The sequence below is a fragment of the Ensifer sp. YR511 genome (assembly GCF_900103045.1).
Lineage (GTDB): Bacteria > Pseudomonadota > Alphaproteobacteria > Rhizobiales > Rhizobiaceae > Ensifer > Ensifer adhaerens.
Window position 1 is genome coordinate 217,515 of the sequence record NZ_FNGR01000008.1, and the last position, 16,595, is coordinate 234,109.

Genomic DNA, 16,595 nt, shown 5'->3' on the forward strand with positions numbered 1-16,595 from the left:
CCATAGGCTTCGTAGAAATGGAATCAGCAGAGCAAATCGCCTTCGGTTGGGGACACCGGAAGCGGAGCCATTGCTCGATATCACTACGCGTAGGGCGTCTTTGTGCGTTCGCGTCAACGCACGAAGTCCAGGGGGCAAACGAGACGATGGCAAGCAATCAATCAGTGGAAGCCACGGAAACCAACACCATTGTTCCGTTTCCGGTGGTCAGGAGATTGCATGCCATTCGCAGTGCTGCCGCCGAGCTTGAAGATCTGCACGGTGCCGAAGCGCTGCAATTCTGGCGCCGCCGCTGCCGCGCTCTAGCGGATGAGCTCTTTGCCTGCGGATGTTCGGAAGACGAAGTGCGCCATCAGGTTCTGGTTTTTCAGGACGAGGTGCAGATCGAGCTGCAGCATCGCCACCTCTCGCGTCTTTCTGCAGGCGCGATGAGCCAGTAGCCGCTGCGTCTCAGGCCATCGGCAATTCCGGATCCCAGGTAAACAGCTCCTTGGCCCTCGCGATGCCGCGCAGCGCAAAGCGGCCGAGCGAGACTGCGTGGACCCGTTCATCCGGCGGGCAGGCTTCGACGAAATCAGACGACATGATCATGTGCCTCTCGACGGAACGGCACATCGAGGAAATGCGGCTCACCTCATTGACCGCCGGGCCGACCACGGTGAAATCGAGGCGGGTCTGGCTGCCGATATTGCCATAGAAAACTTCGCCGATATGGAGCCCGAGATAGACCTCGGTGGTCGGCTTGCCTTCGGCCTGCCGGCGGGTGTCGAGTTCCGCAAGCATGCGGCGCAGCTGCCGTTCGGCGCCGATTGCATTGGCGCAGGCGGTCCCCGGATCGTCGGCATTGAAGATCGCCAGAACACCGTCGCCGATCAGCTTCAGCACGCTGCCGCCATGGTCGTGAATGGCGGTGATCACGGTTCCTGAATAATCGTTGAGAAGCGGGATGATCTCGTCGGGTGCTGCGGTGTCGGAGATGCGCGTATAGCCGCGCAGGTCGGAAAACCACATGACCGTTTCGATGCGTTCGGCCGAACCGCGGGCAATGCTGCCCTTGACGACGCGCTGGCCGGCATCGGCGCCGAGATAGACGTCCGCAAGCGTGCTGATGATCCGCACGCATGAGCCTGCCTTCACCGCTAGCGCAAGCGTTGGCAGCAGGATACGGAGTGCTGCGATGTCATCCTCGCTGAAGCCACCGTCGTTCCGCGTCGTCCAATAGGAATAGAAACAGTCCATCTCGCCGACGCGGCCCTGGTCGGTGAAGTGGTGGATCATGCTGACGCAGTCGGTGTGGCCTTCGTCTTTCAGCTTGTCCAATATGTTGTAGGTGGTGCCCTCGTCGGAGGAAAGCCGGATGCGGCGCTCCGCGGTTCGGTCGCAAAGCATGTGGTAGAAGATCGAATTCTGCCAGTTCAGCAGCGCCTCGCCCGTGGTCGTCGAGCCGTATTGGATGACCTCCGGCGTGATCTCGCTTTCGTCGTTCCACTGGAACGCGCGCCCCTCGAATTCGGGATGCAACGTGTCGATCAATCCGAGCGCGCGGGCAAGGTCGAGACCGGCTGCCCGACATTGCTCGCAGAAGCCGGCAAACAGCTCCGGCTCGTCCAGTCCCTTCAGGCCCTGTTCTGAAAGCCAGAGCACGATATCGCGTAGCTGTTGGTCGTTCATGGCGCATCCCGCTCGGCCGAGGTCGACTGCCTGATGATGTGGTGCATCATCCATAGCCGAACCAGGGCTCAGAGCGAAAGATGCAGTTTGCCCGTTTCGCTCTCCGCCGGCACGGCGCAACAGATCAGCGCTTCGCCTTCGCCGACCGGGAAGGAGGGCTGCGAGGGGTAGGTCACCCTGCCCTCCAGCACCGGCGTTCGACAGGTGCCGCAACTGCCGTTGCGGCAGCCGTATTCCGGGTTCAGGCCACGCGCCTCCGCCAGATCAAGCAGCGTGCCTTCGCCCGGCTGCCAGCGCGCCTCCTTGCTCGACTTGGCAAAGACGACGTGAACCGGGGCGTTCGCCGCCGGTACCATCACCGGGGCAGAACCGCCGTCCGGCCTCCGGGTCAGCGACGACAGCCCGAAGGCCTCCGTATGGATGCGGGCATCGGCGATGTTGAGCGCCCGCAAGCCGTCATAGAGCGACTGGGTGAAGGCGGCCGGGCCGCAGAGATAGAAATCGTAGTCGTCGAAGGGCAGGGTGGCCTTGAGATGGGTGAGGTCGATGCGACCGGCAATGTCATAGTCCTGGTTTTCGATGGCCGTTGCCGGCTGGCTCAGCGCCCGCACCAGACGAATATTGCCCTCGCCTTCCGCGACCAGGTCGGCGATCTCCCGATCGAAGGCGCGCTCCTCCGGCGAGCGGGCCGCCTGAAAGACCCAGGTCGGGCGCGTGCGCCGCTTGCGGCGGCTTTCGGCGACAATGTGCTTGAGCATGGCAAGGATCGGCGTGATGCCGACGCCGGCGCCGATCAGCACGGCGGGCCGCCGCTCGGTTCCATCGATCGTGAAGCTGCCGGCAGGCGCCCGCGCCTCGATCCGGTCTCCAGGCTTCAGTCCGTGCAAGTGCCGGGAAGCCACGCCGTCCTTCTTGACGCTGATGCGGTAGAGACCATCCGTCGGTGCCGAGGACAGCGTATAGCTCCTGACGAGCGGTCTTTCGCCGTCTCCGACGTTGATGCGGATCGGCAGGTGCTGGCCGGCCTGGTGGGCCATGAGCCCGACGCCATCGTCCGGCGCGAGGTAGAGCGAGCGGATCGTCGTGCTCTCGTCCTCAACGCGGGCAATCCGGAACGGGCGCCACGCATCGGCAAGGGCCGCGGCGTCAAGCCGGACCTTCGCCTGATCCCAGTCGCCGGTGGAATTGAGGCTGGGAGACCAGCCGCCCTCCTCGAAGGCCCAACGAAGCGGCAGGCCGTCCTCGCGATAAATGACCTTCTCCGGCCGGAAGCGCCACAGGCGTTCGGCGCCCTGAAATGCCGCGACCTCTGGAGAAGACAGGATCACCTCGGCGCTGCCGGTCATCTGCAGCATGTCGCCGGTCGTAAAATCGACGAATAGCAGTCCTGCGCGCGGGTTGACCATGAAATTGCCGAGCGTGTTGAAGAACAGGTTTCCGGAGAAGTCCGGAATCGTCAGCACGCCGTCCTCGCCGATCTGTACGAAACCCGCCTTGCCGCCGCGATGCGAGACGTCGACCTGGCGCTCGCCGCTGTCGCGATCGACGTAGGACGCGACGAAGAAGGTGTCGGCCTTGGCGATGATGGCCCGGGCGCGGGCGTCGAGCACGCGACCATGCACCGGGCGCACCGAGGCCGGCTGGTGCGGGTCGCGAACGAAGGCGAACTGGCGAAGCTGGATATATTGCGGGCAGTTGCCGAAGCTCTGCCGGACGCGGAGCGTGAAGCCGTCGTCGGCATCGCGCCGGATCGCGCCGTTCAACCGGTTCCTGCGCCGGGTTTCGAGCTGGATGCCGAGCATGCCGATGGAGTGCGCGTCCTCCATGCCGGCATCGGCCGGATCATCCCTGTCACGCGGCAACCGTATATCGAGATTCCAGGCGTCCGGCGCCTGCATGAAGCCGGGGGCTGCCGCGCGCATCGTGGCCCAGACATCGCCGCTCGCGTCGACGGCCCCGAACATGGCGAAGGGCAGCATCGGGAAGAATTGCTGGTGCTGCTCCGGCATGAAGCTGCGCACGAAATTGCGCCCGGTCGCATCCATGCGCTCGGCGACGCCGAGGCTGCGCTGGATGGCGAGTTCGCCTTCGTGCCACGGCGAATCCGGCTTTTTCTGCTGTGCGTTGTCCGGCATGGTCGGGTGTCCCGGTTGGAAGGGGGCCGGGGCAGCGCTGCCGCCCCGGGGAGCTTGGATCAGGCGGCGAGGCCGACGGCGGTCTTCTCAAAGCCGACGAAGCCGGGCAGGCGCTCGATGCGCGAAAGCCAGGCACGAACATGGGCGTAGTCGGAAAGGTCGACATTGCCTTCCGGTGCTGCCGACACGTAGCTGTAGAGGGCGACGTCGGCGATGGTCGGCCTTGCGCCCACGAGGAAGTCGTGGCCGGCAAGCTCCGCATCGATCTGTGCAAGCACCCGGTGGGCCCTGGAGATAGCCCCTTCTGCATCCAGATTGGCGCCGAAGACCGTGACGAGACGCGCGGCTGCCGGACCAAAGGCGATGTCGCCAGCGGCAACCGAGAGCCATTTCTGCACCTTCGCCGCCGAGGCCGGATCTTCCGGCAGCCAGTCGATGCGGCCGAGCTTCTTGGCGAGGTAGACGAGGATGGCGTTGCTGTCGGCGATGACCGTGCCTTCGTCGTCGAGCACCGGAACCTGACCGAAGGGATTGAGCGCCAGGAATTCCGGCGCCTTGTGTGCCCGCGCCTTGAGGTCGACGTCGATCAGCTCGTGCGGCACGCCGAGCAGCGACAGGAAAAGCTGCGCCCTGTGCGAGTGGCCGGAGAGCGGATGGCGGTAGAGTTTCATGGGAGATGTCCTCGAAGAGCTTGAGAACCGTCACGGCCCTCCGGCGGTTCGGAATGAACCACCTTCGAGATCAATCTATGACTTTCCAATTTTCGGCAGTAGAATGCGATTTCGATAGTCTGATTTCCGAATTATGGAAGGATAAAAGTGGACCGTCTCGACGCCATGGGGGTTCTGATCGCCGTCATCGAAAACGGCAGCCTGTCGGCAGCCTCCCGGCACCTCAAGGTGCCGTTGGCCACGATCAGCCGGAAGGTTTCCGAGCTTGAAACGCATCTGGGCGCGCAACTCATCACCAGGACCAACCGCAGGATCCAGTTGACCGAGGCGGGCCGCGTCTATGTCGAGGCTGCCAAGGAGATCCTTGCCCGCGTCGAAGAGGCGGAACGGGTGGCAGCCGGCGAATACAGCACGATCAAGGGCGATCTGACGGTCTCTGCGCCCATCGTCTTCGGACGCCTGCATGTGCTTCCCGTCGTGGTCGATTTCCTCAAGGCCCATCCCGAGGTCGATATGCGGCTCGCCTTGGGCGACCGGTTCGCCAATCTCGTCGACGATCACATCGACGTGGCGCTGAGGATCGGCAACCTGCCCGACAGCAATCTCGTGGCGACGAAGATCGGCACGGTGCGCCGGGTGGTCTATGCAAGCCCCGATTATGTCGCGCGGCATGGCGTGCTCCGGCACCCGAGCGAACTTGCCGATCACGATTGCATCACCTTCGAAAACGTCACGGCCGCCCATGTCTGGCGTTTCCTCGACGGCGGGCGCGAGCTGGCCGCGCCGATCCGGTCGCGGCTTATCGTCAATACGGCGGAATCCGCCGTCGACGCGGCGATATCCGGTCTTGGATTGACGCGGGTGCTTTCCTATCAGGTGGCGCGCCAAGTGGCGGACGGCCTGCTCGTGCCGCTGCTGGAAGACTTTGAGCACCCGGCGCTGCCGGTCCAGCTCGTCTATCTTCCGCAGGGGCTGGTGCCGATGAAGCTCCGGGCCTTCGTCGACTTCGCCGCCCCGCGGCTGCGCGCGGTCCTGCGATAGTGGGCGGCGGCTAGTCCGGCTGGCTGCGTTCGCCGGTCGTCGGGCGGATGTGTCGGGCGTAGGTTCGGCCGACGCGGATCTCGCTGCCGTCGGAGAGAAGGGCGATGAGCGCGGCGAAGGGGGCCTGCTTCAGCCCCACGATACAGTCCCGGCGCACGATCGAGCTGCGATGCAGCCTGAGGAATTCTGCGGGATCGAGGCGACGCTCGAGCGAGGCGAGGCTTTCGTGGTGCAGATAGGACCGGCCCTCGACGTGAATGCGGACATAGTCGCGTTCCGCCTGAAAGCGCACGACCCGGTCGAGCGCGATCCGCACGAATTCTCCCCGGGCCTTGATCCAAAGGTCGCCGGTCTGGGTTTCGTGCTTGCGCAGCGCCTGGCGCAGCGCCGTCACGGTTTCGTTGAGTTCGAGCACCCGCTCGGCGCTCGTGCGCGCCGCGATTGCGATGCGGGCGCGCTCGATCGCCGTGCGCAGCCGGCTGGATTCGATCGGCTTGGTGACATAGTCGACCGCAGCAGCTTCGAAGGCGCGCAGCGCATAGTGGTCGAAGGCGGTCACGAAAACGACTGCGGGTGCGTGGTCGCCCAGCCGTTCCAGGACATCGAAGCCGGTGCCGCCCGGCATCTGGATGTCGAGCAGGATCGCATCCGGCGAAAGTTCGGCAACCATGGAGCAGGCTTGCTGCACGTTGCCGGCCGTTCCCACCACCTCAACGGCGGACATGGCGCCGAGCAGGCGCAGCAGGCGCCGCCGCGCCAGTGGCTCGTCTTCGATGACGAGGATTGAAAGCGGAACAGTCTGGATTTCATTCATGCAAGCCTCAGCGGCATTGTGATTGCAGCTCTGAAACGACCGGGCGTGACGAGACCCGAAACGCAGGCGCCGACGCCGGGAAAACGGGCCTGGACGCGATCGGCTACATTCTTGAGGCCGATCCCCGTGCCCGGCCTCCGCTCGGTTTCGGGAGTTGCCGCAATGTCGTTTTCGACGGAGATTTCCAGCGCATGGCCCACTTTGGCGGCGCTGATGACGATTTCCACCTGATCCGGCGAGCGGCTGACCCCGTGCTTGACGGCATTTTCGATCAGCGGCTGCAGGATGAGGCTTGGCACCAAGGCCTCCTCGAGACCGGTGTCGATGTCCATTCGGAGCCTCATGCGGTCGCAATAGCGCTCGCCCTCGATATGCAGGTAACGGGCCTGGAGCGCGAGTTCGTCGGCAAGCCGCACGTCGTGCAGCGGGTCAAGCTCCAGCGTCGTGCGCAGAAAGTTGGACAGCGACATCACCATGCGCGTCGCGGCAAGGGACTGCCCCTCCTCGATCAGGCCGGTGATGGAGTTCAGTGTGTTGAACAGGAAATGCGGGTTGACCTGGTAGCGCAGCGCTCGCATCTGTGCGGCGAGTGCCTCCTCGCGCGTGATCGCCAGGCGTCGCTCGCGCTCGCGCAGTTCGAAGCTGTAGAGCAATGCCACGAAGAAGAAGGACCAGCCGACGAAGGTCGCCATGCTGTAGACCAGCGTGTAGCCGATGCTGGTCCAATCGGGCGTGATCGGGTCGGGACGCACGATGAAAAGATAGAGAAGAAAGTCGACGCCGGTATTGGCGATCGCAGCCATCAGAGCGGTCGTAAAGCCGACGACGATCTTCAGCGCGATGTGTTGATGGCGGACGCCGAACATCGCAGCGGCGATGCCATAGGAAAAGACCATGCCGCAGGACATCAACAGGAGCTTGCCTGGCGCGGACATGATCGGGTCGATCCCGAGGATCGCCCAAAGAATGCTGCTGATCAGGAATTCCACGAACCAGTAGAGTAAACCGAGCCAGAGCGTCGCGCGCCGCACGCTGGCGATGTAAGCGCTCTCGTCCACCGATCTTGCGTCGTCCTCAGGTTTCATGGCCATTTTTATCCTTCAACCGGCCGCCGATGTCGATTGCCGTTCGTCGGCCAAATCGAGCGGTTTGCAGAAAGGCCCGGACTTTCGACTACCGGCCGTCGTTGGCCGGAGAGCGGCGATCAGACCAGCCGCAGCGGCATGGTGATCGCTGCCCGAAAACGGTGCGGTGCCACGAGGCCGGATATGAAGGCTCCGACCTCGGGGAACCGGGCCTTGATGCGGTCGGCGACATTCCTCAGTCCGGTGCCGGTCCCGGCAGGTTTATTCGCCGGGCGCGGCGGCTCGTTCGCCATGTCGTTTTCGACGGAAAGCTCCAGCGTCTCGCCTTGCCTTGCCGCCCGGATCACGATCTCGACCACGCCGATCGAACCGCCGACGCCGTGCTTGACCGCATTTTCGATCAATGGCTGAAGGATGAGGCTCGGGACCAGCGCCTGCTCCAGGCCCGGTGCAATGTCGAGCTTGACCCGCATGCGGTCGGAGAAGCGTTCGCCCTCGATGTTGAGATAGCCGAGCTGCAAGGCCAGCTCGTCGGCAAGGCAAACGTCCTGCATCGGATCCAGCTCGAGTGTCGTGCGCAGGAAGGAGGAGAGCGAGAGCACCATGCGGCGGGCGGTCGTCGATGCGCCCTCTTCGATCAGCCCGGCAATCGAGTTCAAGGTGTTGAACAGGAAGTGCGGATTGACCTGGTAGCGCAGCGCCCGCATCTGCGCCGTCAGCGCTTCCTCCCGTGTCACGGCAAGCCGGCGTTCCCGCTCGCGCAGTTCGTAATTGGCGAGAAGGGCGATGTAGAGAAACGCCCATCCGTGAAACAGCGCCATGCAATAGATGAGGGTGTAGCCGACATTGGTCCAGTTGATTGGGCCCGGATCGCCATGCTCGATCAGGCCGTGACTGAGGAGATCGATGCTGGCATTGATCGCTGCGGCGACGAGCGCCAGGGCGGAGCCGAGCAGAAGCTTGAAGAGGATGGACCTGCCCCGGAAGCGAAAGAGTGCCACTGCCATCGCATAGGACATGAGTGTCCCGTTCAGCATCAGGATCAGGGTGATCGGCGCGATCGCAATCGGGTTATATCCAAGGAAAGCCCAGAGCGTACTGCTGATGACGAACTGCATGAACTGGTAGAGGAGCCCGAGGAAGAGCGTCGCCCGCCGAACGCTTGCGGCATATCCAGCCTCGTCAGGCAAAACCGTCTCATGTCCTCGCGCCATGCGAGGTTTTATCCTTCAAGTCCATATGGTTGTCGACCGCCGTTCGTCGCCGAAAACAAGCCGTTTGCAGAAACCCACAGCCCTTCGACGCCGCAATCTGCCGTTTGCAGAAAGCCGAATTCTCGCTTTTTGCGGGCTTGCTATAGCCGCCCCATGACCCGTGCTTTCCCGGCGAATCCGTTCGCCTGGGATTTGTGCGCCCACGAATGAAAAGGAAAAGGGGCAGACATTGAATACCTGTGCGAAGGCGGACGTTTTGAGGATCAACCTTCTGAGTTCGACGGCGCTCGGTCGCGCCGGCCTGCTCTCACTGGCTCTGGCCGCCGTGCCACTCGTGCCGTCGCCGGCAAAGGCGGCCGGATTGCTGGTTCCAAACGACACAACGTGGTCCAGCGACCATACGATCAACGGCAATCTCGTTATCCGCGGCGGGCCGGGCGGCGCGACACTGACGATCAACAATGGTGCCAAGGTTGAGAGTACCGATGGTTACATCGCAGACAGTCGCGGCAGCGTCGGCACGGTCGTCGTCTCCGGGCCGGGCTCGACCTGGGACATCGTCGATGCCAATCCCAACGGCGACCGCATGCTCTTTGTTGGCGGCTTCGAAGGCGGTATCTATGGCGGCAAGGGCACGCTGATCGTCGAGAACGGCGGCAAGGTTTCGGCTAAGGAGACCTATGTCGGCGCCCTGCAGGAGGGCGACGGAACGCTCGTGGTGCGCGGCGCGGGTTCCATGCTAAACACCGAGTTCCTGGGGGTCGCTTACGGTGCACTGACGCTGAACACCGCTACAGTTCGGATCGAGGACGGCGGCCTCGTCAACACCAACAAGACCTACTTCGAAAATGGCACGGTGCTCGTCACCGGCGACAATACGCGCTGGGTCAACACCGGTGAATTCACGATCGGCGACAGCTTTACCGTCGAAAAGGGCGCTGTCGTTTCCACCAACACCGCGATCCTGCGTGAGGACGAGAGCACCGACACCATCCAGGCCGTTATCGACGGCGCCGGCAGCGAACTCAAGGTGGCCGACAAGCTGACGATCGGCGAGGCTGGTCGCGCCAATCTTTCGGTCGCCAACGGCGCTAAGCTTTCGGTTGGTGGCGACATCGTGCTTTCGGGCGTCGGCGGTATCAACAATGAGGGCATGGGCAATCTGACGATCGGCGGTGCCGTCGATCTGAACAATATCGCCGAACCCGTTGCACGGCAGGCGCAGGGCGCCGGCACGGTCAACTCGTCCTCGAAGATCGATTTCGGGCCGCGCCGGGGCTACGTCAACTTCAACCATACGAACACCGGCTACGAGTTCGGCAATGTCATGGTCGGCAAGGGCATGATCTCGAATTTCTCCGGCGAGACCATCCTTACCGGTGACCTGTCGAAGTTCTATGGCAAGGTGAACGTTTCCGGCGGCAAGCTGGTGGTGAAGGGCAACGTCGACACGATCGACAATGACTCGGATAACGGCCCCTTGGACTATAGTGAGACCAACTTCGAGGTCACCAACGGCTCGCTGATCGTCGACGGTGCGACGGGACGCATCGAGGGCGACCGTTTCTATACCGGTGAAGTGAACGTCTGGGGTGAATCGAGGAGCAGTTCGGCCTTCGGCCGGCTTGGCGGCTCGGGCACGGTGGGCAACACCTATATCGACAAGAAGGCGATCATTTCGCCCGGCAACAATTCCACTGGCACGCTGACGATCATGGGTCGGCTGGATATGGCGACCGGCTCGATCTACGAGGCCGACATCGCCGGCGACGGCCGCTCCGACCGCATCGTCGTCAAGAGCATCGGCACCAACGACAACACCGGCATCGCGAAGATCGGCAGCGGCACGAACGTGCAGGTCACGGCACTCGATGCCAATACCAGCTATAAGACCGGCCAGACCTATACGATCCTGACCGCCGATCGGGCAATCGAAGGAAAATTCGCCGAGGCGATCTCCAAGTCTGCCTTCCTCGAAGTGTCGCTCGACCAGCAGGAAAAGCAGGTCGATCTCAAGATCAAGGTCAAGAACGGCGGTACGAAGCCGGGAGAAGAACCCAAGCCGGGCGAGGAGCCGAAGCCAGGCGAACCGAAGCCAGGTGAGCCCGAACCCGGTGTCTTTGAAGGTGAGGCGAACACCGGTAACCAGCGGCAGACGGCGCTTGCCCTCAACACGCTCGCCCAGAGCGGCTCGTCGCTCGGGCTCTACAACGCCTTGATCCTTCAGGATGGAGATGCAGCACGCCGCGCCTTCGACCTGTTGTCCGGCGAGGTTCACGCTTCGGCGCAGACGGCGCTGATCAACGACAGCAGTCTCTTGCGCAACGCCGCCAACAACCGCATTCGCGATGCATTTGGCGACGTGGGTGCGGCAAACGTTCCGGTTCTCGCTTACGGTCCAGAGGACAAGATCACGACGGGTGCTGTTGCCGCCGTCAACGCTGTACCCGTCGCGCCGCCGGCAATGGTCGGCTGGGGCCAGGTGTTCGGTTCCTGGACCAACACCGACGGCAACGGCAACGCCGGTGCGCTCGATCAGTCGACCGGCGGTTTCGTTACCGGTTTCGACGCGGCTATCTCGGACAATGCGCTCGTCGGTATCATGGCCGGCTACAGCCGGACCAACTTCGACGTCGACAGCCGCTCGGCGAGCGGCAACAGCGACAATTACCACCTTGGTGTCTATAGCGGCAGCCGGTGGGGCGACGTCGCACTGCGCTCGGGGCTTGCCTACACCTGGCATTCGATCAACACGTCGCGCAATGTCGCCTTTCCGGGCTTCAGCGATCAGTTGAAGGCCGATTATGACGCCGGCACCTTCCAGGCCTTCGGTGAAGTCGGCTACCGCATCGACCTGCCGAGTGTCGCGCTCGAGCCGTTCGCCAACCTCGCCTATGTCAGCCTGCACACCGACGGATTCACCGAGCGCGGTGGTGCGGCGGCTCTGTCGACCCGGAGCAACACGACGGATACGACCTTCACGACGCTCGGTCTTCGCGCTTCGGCTCCGCTCAGCCTTGGCACAACCGAAGCGAAGCTGCGCGGCATGCTCGGCTGGCAGCATGCCTTCGGCGATACGACCCCGTTCTCGTCGATGGCGTTCGGCACGGGCAGCGCCTTCTCGGTCGCCGGTACGCCGATCGCCGAGGATGCGGCGATCATCGAAGCCGGCATCGACTTCGCGCTGACCGGCACTGCGAGCCTCGGCATCACCTATACCGGCCAGTTCGGTTCGGGCACGACGCAGAACGCGGTCGACGCCAAGCTCGACGTGCGCTTCTGATGCGAAGGTTCGTCTGGCTCTCGACAATGCTGATGGCGACGTTCGTCGCCATCACGCCGCTTCATGGGGAAGACGCCGCCGGCAAGCCCCCGGCGCCCTCCCAGCTTTCGGAGACCTACGAGGACTGGAGCGTCGCCTGCGCCGAGATCGAGGGAAAGAAACATTGCCTCCTCTCGCAGCGCCAGTTCCACAAGAGCGGTCAGCATGTGCTGACGATCGAGCTTCGCACTGCGGCCGAAGCCGGGCTTGAGGGGAGCCTCGCGCTCCCCTTCGGTCTTTATCTGGACAAGGGCGTGACGCTTGGCGTCGACGACGCGACCGGCGGCAAGCCGACCCGCTTCCGCACCTGCTTGCCGCTCGGCTGCATCGTGCCTTTGACCTTCACCGAAGCGACGGTTGCGCTGCTTCGTAGCGGCACGGCATTGAAGATCGGCGCGTTCGCCAGCGACAGCCAAAAGGACGTGGCGTTCGCTGTCTCGCTCAAGGGCTTCGCTGCAGCACTCGACCGGGTGATCGCCCTGTCCGGAAAGAGCTGAGGCAACGTCACGGCCTTCGCTTGACCGCCAGGCTTTTGGCCGGTTTTTTTAAGGTGCGTAGCCTCCCGGGGTGGGCCCGGTCGTGCGAAAGAGCGCGGCCGGGTCTTCTCCATAGGGAGAACCGAGCGTCGCCATCCGGACGCGCCACCGTTGGTGGGCGCTTTCGGCCTATCGGGAGGACACGTCGATCGCATCGCCGATGGCGTAGAAATGCCCGCCCGCCACATAGTGCAGGCTGCGCAAGGCCGGATCGGCCGTCTCGAACATCCAATGCCCGTCGCGAAACACGCGATCGTCGGCCCAGGCCGCGAAGACTTCGCCGATGAACAGGTCGTAGCGGCTCTCGATCGACGGCTCGCTGATCAGCCGGCAGGCGAGCCAGGCGGAGCAGCCGGTAACAAGCGGAAGATCATAGTCCGGCATGTCGAACAGTTTGACGCCGGCGTTGCGAAGTTTGTCGGGATCGTCGTGAAGGCTCGTGGTGCCCACCGCATGGGTCAGCAGCGCCTGGGCGGCGGTCGGCACCTGGATGACGAACACGCCCGCTTCCTCCGCGAGGCTGCGGGTACGGGTGGCGCTGTCGAGCACGACCGTCAGCTTGGGCGGATCGTAATCGAGCGCGCAGGCCCAGGCTGCCGCCATCACATCCTGAACGCCGCCATGGCGGGCGGAAACCAGGACTGTCGGGCCATGGTTCAGCAGCCGGTATGCCTTTTCGAGAGGAACGGCACGAATATGCGAAACCATCAGACTACCTCACCGCCATTGGCGGACATTGACCGATCATGCCTCTTCTATAGGGGCGCTGCATTTCGCCAACAAGCGCAACCTTTCGCGGTGCCGGAGGGGCGGGACAGCAGCGGCTGCAAGGCACTTGAAAGGGATGCGGGCCGACGAAACATAAGCATTTGACAAACGCATACCCGTTTGGCTATACGTTATCTCATAGCCAAACGGGTATGAGATATGACTGAGTTACAGGACGCGGTTTTTCGGGCGCTCGCCGATCCCACACGCCGTGGGCTCTTCGAACACCTTTGCCGCCAGGGGGATACCACGGTCGTCGGCTTGTTGGCCGATGCCGGGGTTTCGCAGCCGGTCGTGTCCAAGCATCTCAAGATCCTGAAGGCTGCAGGGCTCGTGCACGACCGGCATGAGGGCCGCTACACCTATTACAGCGCCCGGCGCGAAGCGCTCGCGACGCTGGTTGACTGGACGACGGAGATGGCCGGCTTCTGGCAGGACCGCTTCGACGATCTCGATGATCTCCTGAAGAGAATGGACCAATGATCGAAACACCGGAAACCACCCGCTCTGTCGTCGTCGAACGCGACTTTCCCTATCCGCCGGAGAAGATCTGGCGCGCGCTGACGCAGCCGCATCTGATTGCCGAATGGCTGATGCGCAACGATTTCATTCCCGAAGTCGGCCGTCGCTTTACCCTTTCCGCCGATTGGGGTCAGGTCGATTGCGAGGTTCAGACGATCGAGGCGAACCGCTCGCTCGCCTATCGCTGGGACACCAAGGACTTGACCAGTGTCGTCACCTGGACGCTCGCGCCCGCCAGGGGCGGCACGAGCCTGCGCATGGAACAGCGCGGCTTCAGAGCCGACCAAAAGGCCTATTTCCAGGGCGCGACGGTCGGATGGCCACGCTTCTTCACCCAGCTGGAAGACGTCGTCGCGAAACTCGACTGATCGCAGCCATTGACGACCGTTGCTCAAACCCAAGGTGCCAGAATGACCGCCCTGATCCGGAAAATCCATCGCTGGACGTCGCTGCTCTTCTCCCTGGCCGTTGCCGCCATCTTTGCCGGCATGCCAGTAATGACGCTCCCCGAATGGGTCTACTACCTGCCCCTGCCGCCGTTGGCGGTGCTGCTACCGACCGGCATTTACCTTTTCGTGCTGCCCTATCTGGGCAAGCCCGAGGGCAGGATGCAGGCGGCGGAGTAGGGAATAGCGCCAGCCCGGCTCAATCCGCGGACAGAGCCGGGCTGGCAAAGCGCTTGCGATATTCGGCCGGCGTGACGCCGACATGTCGCATGAAGGCGCGCCGGAGCGTATCGGCATCGGCAAAGCCGCAGCGGGCGGCGACCTCCCATTTCTCTTCCGGTTCGCTCGCGATCTTCAACATGGCCGCTTCTCCTCTTCGAAGGACCGGCAGAAGCCGGCTCAACCGCGCGACGATCGGCGCACCATCGGGCACAAGCGACCAGCGAAGCAGATAGGGCGCAAAATCGCTGCTCATTGTCATACTGCGGATCCGCTGATTGCGCGCGGTGGCACCACGGCCACGGCGCGAACTGACGAGCGCTTCCCTCAGTCCTGCTCCACGAGGCAGTCGATCAATGCTCGGGTCGCAGCCGGTAGGTTTCTGTGCGGCGGATAAATGAGGGAGAAGGGGCGCGACCGGCCACCGAATTCCGGCAGAAGCTCGACCAGGCTGCCGCGCGCCAGGCGGTCGCGCGCGATGAAATCATAGGTTTGGCAGATCCCGAGGCCTGCCTCCGTCAACGAGACGGTGCCGAGCACGTCGTCCTCCACCTGGATCGGGCCATGGGGTATCCAGTCGAGGTCGGCTCCGGCGACGCGCAACAGCCATGGGGCCGGACGCCCGCTGCTCGGCATGATGAAGGGCAGGCAGGTATGTGCTGCGAGCTCGTCGACAGAACGCGGCATGCCGCGCCGCGCGACGTAACCGGGCGAGGCGACCAGCCTCAACGGCGCGTCTTCGAGCCTTCTGCCGATCATGCCGCTGTCGGGGAGCTGGCCGAGGCGTATGGCAAGGTCGTAGCCCTCGGCGACCAGATCGACATTGCGGTTGGCAATCGACAGCTCGACGGTGACGGATGGATGCCTCGTCGCGAAGCGGGTCAGCTTTTCCGGCAGCTGGAAATGGCCATAGGTCGTGGGCGCACTGAGCCGAACGCGTCCGGCAACAACGCCGTCGCCTTGAATGGCGCGTTCGGCCTGATCGATTGTCTCGAAGGCCGCCCGCACCTGATCGAGGTAGACCCGCCCGGCGTCGGTGAGGCTGATGCGCCGCGTCGTCCGCCGCACCAGCTGCGTGCCGAGCTTCGTCTCGAGCCTGGTGATGGCGCGGCTCAGCACGGAAGGCGTCGTGGCCAGCGCGATGGCTCCTGCGGTCATTGACCCCTTGTCCATGACGGTGATGAAAGCCTCGACATCGGCGAGGTGATCGAAGCGACGCATTTTTGCCTCTGAAGACCAGATCATTTCCTGGGCGGCGCATTTATCGCCGCAGATGGAAGCAATAAATAAGCAGCATCAATTGAGAGCCGCAATGTCAGGCTCGCTTCAACCAGGAGAAAATGATGCCAGAGACGACATCCGTTCCGAAAAAGCCTGTGCTCTTTGTGCTCACCAGCCATGACACCAAGGGGGAGGGCGGCCAACCCACCGGCTTCTATCTTGGAGAGGTCACCCACCCGCTTGCCGCGCTCGAAGCGGCCGGCATTGCCGTCGAGTTTGCTTCGATCAAGGGCGGCGAGCCGCCGGTCGACGGGCTCGACCTCAATGACGGGACCAATGCCCGCTACTGGAACGACGAAGGGTTCCGTGCCGCAATCCGCACGACGGTTCGGCTCGATGATATCGATCCCGACCGCTATGCGGCCATTTTCTTCGCCGGCGGTCATGGCGCCATGTGGGACCTGCCACAAAGCCGCGCCGTCGACCGGGTGACGCGTTCGGTGTTCGAGGCCGGCGGTGCTGTCGCGGCGGTCTGCCACGGACCGGCAGCCCTCGTAAACGTCAAGCTCTCCGACGGCCGCTATCTGGTTGCTGGCCGCAACGTCAGCGCCTTCACCGATTCCGAAGAGCGCGCCGTCGGCCTCGACAAGACGGTCCCGTTCCTGCTCGCAAGCACGCTTGTCGAGCGCGGTGCGACGCACCATCCGGCCGCGGACTGGACATCGAAGGTGGTTGTCGATGGCAGGCTGATCACCGGCCAGAACCCGCAGTCGGCGACTGGGGTCGGCGAGGCGCTTCGCGATATCCTGAGTGCCTGATCCCGCGTAGCCGGGCACTTGGAAAGGTTCGGCAAGTCTGTCCCGATCGTGCTGCCGGCGATGCGTCGCCGACAGCGTGAGGCGAACCGGACAGGTGGGGCGCTCGACTGCC

17 protein-coding genes are annotated in these 16,595 nt (G+C 63.5%); 8 read left to right on the forward strand and 9 right to left on the reverse strand.

Annotated features, from left to right (window positions below):
- Nucleotides 1-146: 146 nt before the first annotated feature.
- Nucleotides 147-440 carry a DUF6074 family protein gene (locus BLU15_RS17015; protein ID WP_034787698.1) on the forward strand — a complete coding sequence of 98 codons (294 nt, stop codon included), beginning with the start codon at nt 147-149 and terminating at the stop codon, nt 438-440.
- Nucleotides 441-450: 10 nt separating this feature from the next.
- Here BLU15_RS17015 and BLU15_RS17020 read toward each other — a convergent pair whose 3' ends face one another.
- The 3 genes from BLU15_RS17020 to BLU15_RS17030 form a co-directional block, all read right to left on the reverse strand.
- Nucleotides 451-1,671 (reverse strand): adenylate/guanylate cyclase domain-containing protein, encoded by a 1,221-nt coding sequence (locus BLU15_RS17020; RefSeq protein ID WP_060517756.1) that lies wholly within the window; start codon nt 1,669-1,671, stop codon nt 451-453.
- A gap of 68 nt (nt 1,672-1,739) precedes the next feature.
- Nucleotides 1,740-3,806: a 2Fe-2S iron-sulfur cluster-binding protein gene (locus BLU15_RS17025; RefSeq protein WP_090296611.1), complete on the reverse strand. Its 2,067-nt coding sequence runs from the start codon at nt 3,804-3,806 to the stop codon at nt 1,740-1,742.
- A gap of 59 nt (nt 3,807-3,865) precedes the next feature.
- Entirely contained in the window at nt 3,866-4,477 is a 612-nt protein-coding gene (locus BLU15_RS17030; RefSeq protein WP_034787691.1) for a glutathione S-transferase family protein, read from the reverse strand.
- 147 nt (nt 4,478-4,624) lie between these two features.
- Here BLU15_RS17030 and BLU15_RS17035 point away from each other — a divergent pair, with 147 nt between their 5' ends.
- Nucleotides 4,625-5,518: a LysR family transcriptional regulator gene (locus BLU15_RS17035; protein WP_034787688.1), complete on the forward strand. Its 894-nt coding sequence runs from the start codon at nt 4,625-4,627 to the stop codon at nt 5,516-5,518.
- 10 nt (nt 5,519-5,528) lie between these two features.
- Here BLU15_RS17035 and BLU15_RS17040 read toward each other — a convergent pair whose 3' ends face one another.
- From BLU15_RS17040 to BLU15_RS17050, 3 genes are all read right to left on the reverse strand, one after another.
- Nucleotides 5,529-6,332 carry a LytR/AlgR family response regulator transcription factor gene (locus BLU15_RS17040; protein ID WP_060604437.1) on the reverse strand — a complete coding sequence of 268 codons (804 nt, stop codon included), beginning with the start codon at nt 6,330-6,332 and terminating at the stop codon, nt 5,529-5,531.
- Nucleotides 6,329-7,417, reverse strand: coding sequence for a sensor histidine kinase (locus BLU15_RS17045; RefSeq protein WP_090296681.1), 1,089 nt, complete (start codon nt 7,415-7,417; stop codon nt 6,329-6,331). Before BLU15_RS17045 ends, BLU15_RS17040 begins: the two co-directional genes overlap by 4 nt.
- 119 nt (nt 7,418-7,536) lie before the next feature.
- The gene (locus tag BLU15_RS17050; protein ID WP_210187448.1) at nt 7,537-8,631 is read right to left on the reverse strand and encodes a sensor histidine kinase; all 1,095 of its coding nucleotides are present in this window, start codon (nt 8,629-8,631) and stop codon (nt 7,537-7,539) included.
- A 229-nt stretch (nt 8,632-8,860) separates the two neighbouring features.
- Between BLU15_RS17050 and BLU15_RS17055 the strand changes: the two genes are divergently transcribed.
- Both BLU15_RS17055 and BLU15_RS17060 read left to right on the forward strand, forming a co-directional pair.
- Nucleotides 8,861-11,914 (forward strand): autotransporter family protein, encoded by a 3,054-nt coding sequence (locus BLU15_RS17055; protein WP_176960303.1) that lies wholly within the window; start codon nt 8,861-8,863, stop codon nt 11,912-11,914.
- The gene (locus tag BLU15_RS17060; protein WP_090296616.1) at nt 11,914-12,450 is read left to right on the forward strand and encodes an invasion associated locus B family protein; all 537 of its coding nucleotides are present in this window, start codon (nt 11,914-11,916) and stop codon (nt 12,448-12,450) included. Before BLU15_RS17055 ends, BLU15_RS17060 begins: the two co-directional genes overlap by 1 nt.
- 168 nt (nt 12,451-12,618) lie before the next feature.
- On the opposite strand, the gene BLU15_RS17065 is transcribed toward BLU15_RS17060, so the two are convergent.
- Nucleotides 12,619-13,197: a flavin reductase family protein gene (locus BLU15_RS17065; protein WP_034787676.1), complete on the reverse strand. Its 579-nt coding sequence runs from the start codon at nt 13,195-13,197 to the stop codon at nt 12,619-12,621.
- Nucleotides 13,198-13,416: 219 nt separating this feature from the next.
- Between BLU15_RS17065 and BLU15_RS17070 the strand changes: the two genes are divergently transcribed.
- Genes BLU15_RS17070 through BLU15_RS17080 form a run of 3 tightly spaced genes read left to right on the forward strand, consistent with a single transcriptional unit; the run spans nt 13,417 to nt 14,405 of the window.
- The gene (locus BLU15_RS17070) at nt 13,417-13,740 is read left to right on the forward strand and encodes an ArsR/SmtB family transcription factor (protein WP_034787670.1); all 324 of its coding nucleotides are present in this window, start codon (nt 13,417-13,419) and stop codon (nt 13,738-13,740) included.
- Nucleotides 13,737-14,147: an SRPBCC family protein gene (locus BLU15_RS17075; protein ID WP_090296618.1), complete on the forward strand. Its 411-nt coding sequence runs from the start codon at nt 13,737-13,739 to the stop codon at nt 14,145-14,147. Before BLU15_RS17070 ends, BLU15_RS17075 begins: the two co-directional genes overlap by 4 nt.
- A gap of 42 nt (nt 14,148-14,189) precedes the next feature.
- A complete protein-coding gene (locus BLU15_RS17080; protein ID WP_034787664.1) occupies nt 14,190-14,405 on the forward strand; it encodes a hypothetical protein in 216 nt (71 codons plus the stop codon).
- Between the two features lie 19 nt (nt 14,406-14,424).
- Here the strand turns inward: BLU15_RS17080 and BLU15_RS40850 are convergent, their stop codons facing one another.
- Complete coding sequence (locus tag BLU15_RS40850) at nt 14,425-14,706, reverse strand: helix-turn-helix domain-containing protein (protein ID WP_060604453.1); 282 nt, start codon at nt 14,704-14,706, stop codon at nt 14,425-14,427.
- Nucleotides 14,707-14,771: 65 nt separating this feature from the next.
- Nucleotides 14,772-15,665 carry a LysR family transcriptional regulator gene (locus BLU15_RS17090; RefSeq protein WP_090296621.1) on the reverse strand — a complete coding sequence of 298 codons (894 nt, stop codon included), beginning with the start codon at nt 15,663-15,665 and terminating at the stop codon, nt 14,772-14,774.
- Between the two features lie 122 nt (nt 15,666-15,787).
- Here BLU15_RS17090 and BLU15_RS17095 point away from each other — a divergent pair, with 122 nt between their 5' ends.
- Entirely contained in the window at nt 15,788-16,483 is a 696-nt protein-coding gene (locus BLU15_RS17095; protein WP_090296622.1) for a type 1 glutamine amidotransferase domain-containing protein, read from the forward strand.
- Nucleotides 16,484-16,595 lie beyond the last annotated feature (112 nt).

What these genes read in the sequence shown, in the direction of transcription:
- BLU15_RS17015 (WP_034787698.1), top strand. Translation starts at nt 147, where the DNA reads ATGGCAAGCAATCAATCAGTGGAAGCCACGGAAACCAACACCATTGTT.
- BLU15_RS17020 (WP_060517756.1), bottom strand. Translation starts at nt 1,671, where the DNA reads ATGAACGACCAACAGCTACGCGATATCGTGCTCTGGCTTTCAGAACAG.
- BLU15_RS17025 (WP_090296611.1), bottom strand. Translation starts at nt 3,806, where the DNA reads ATGCCGGACAACGCACAGCAGAAAAAGCCGGATTCGCCGTGGCACGAA.
- BLU15_RS17030 (WP_034787691.1), bottom strand. Translation starts at nt 4,477, where the DNA reads ATGAAACTCTACCGCCATCCGCTCTCCGGCCACTCGCACAGGGCGCAG.
- BLU15_RS17040 (WP_060604437.1), bottom strand. Translation starts at nt 6,332, where the DNA reads ATGAATGAAATCCAGACTGTTCCGCTTTCAATCCTCGTCATCGAAGAC.
- BLU15_RS17045 (WP_090296681.1), bottom strand. Translation starts at nt 7,417, where the DNA reads ATGAAACCTGAGGACGACGCAAGATCGGTGGACGAGAGCGCTTACATC.
- BLU15_RS17050 (WP_210187448.1), bottom strand. Translation starts at nt 8,631, where the DNA reads ATGGCGCGAGGACATGAGACGGTTTTGCCTGACGAGGCTGGATATGCC.
- BLU15_RS17060 (WP_090296616.1), top strand. Translation starts at nt 11,914, where the DNA reads ATGCGAAGGTTCGTCTGGCTCTCGACAATGCTGATGGCGACGTTCGTC.
- BLU15_RS17065 (WP_034787676.1), bottom strand. Translation starts at nt 13,197, where the DNA reads ATGGTTTCGCATATTCGTGCCGTTCCTCTCGAAAAGGCATACCGGCTG.
- BLU15_RS17070 (WP_034787670.1), top strand. Translation starts at nt 13,417, where the DNA reads ATGACTGAGTTACAGGACGCGGTTTTTCGGGCGCTCGCCGATCCCACA.
- BLU15_RS17075 (WP_090296618.1), top strand. Translation starts at nt 13,737, where the DNA reads ATGATCGAAACACCGGAAACCACCCGCTCTGTCGTCGTCGAACGCGAC.
- BLU15_RS17080 (WP_034787664.1), top strand. Translation starts at nt 14,190, where the DNA reads ATGACCGCCCTGATCCGGAAAATCCATCGCTGGACGTCGCTGCTCTTC.
- BLU15_RS40850 (WP_060604453.1), bottom strand. Translation starts at nt 14,706, where the DNA reads ATGACAATGAGCAGCGATTTTGCGCCCTATCTGCTTCGCTGGTCGCTT.
- BLU15_RS17090 (WP_090296621.1), bottom strand. Translation starts at nt 15,665, where the DNA reads ATGCGTCGCTTCGATCACCTCGCCGATGTCGAGGCTTTCATCACCGTC.
- BLU15_RS17095 (WP_090296622.1), top strand. Translation starts at nt 15,788, where the DNA reads ATGCCAGAGACGACATCCGTTCCGAAAAAGCCTGTGCTCTTTGTGCTC.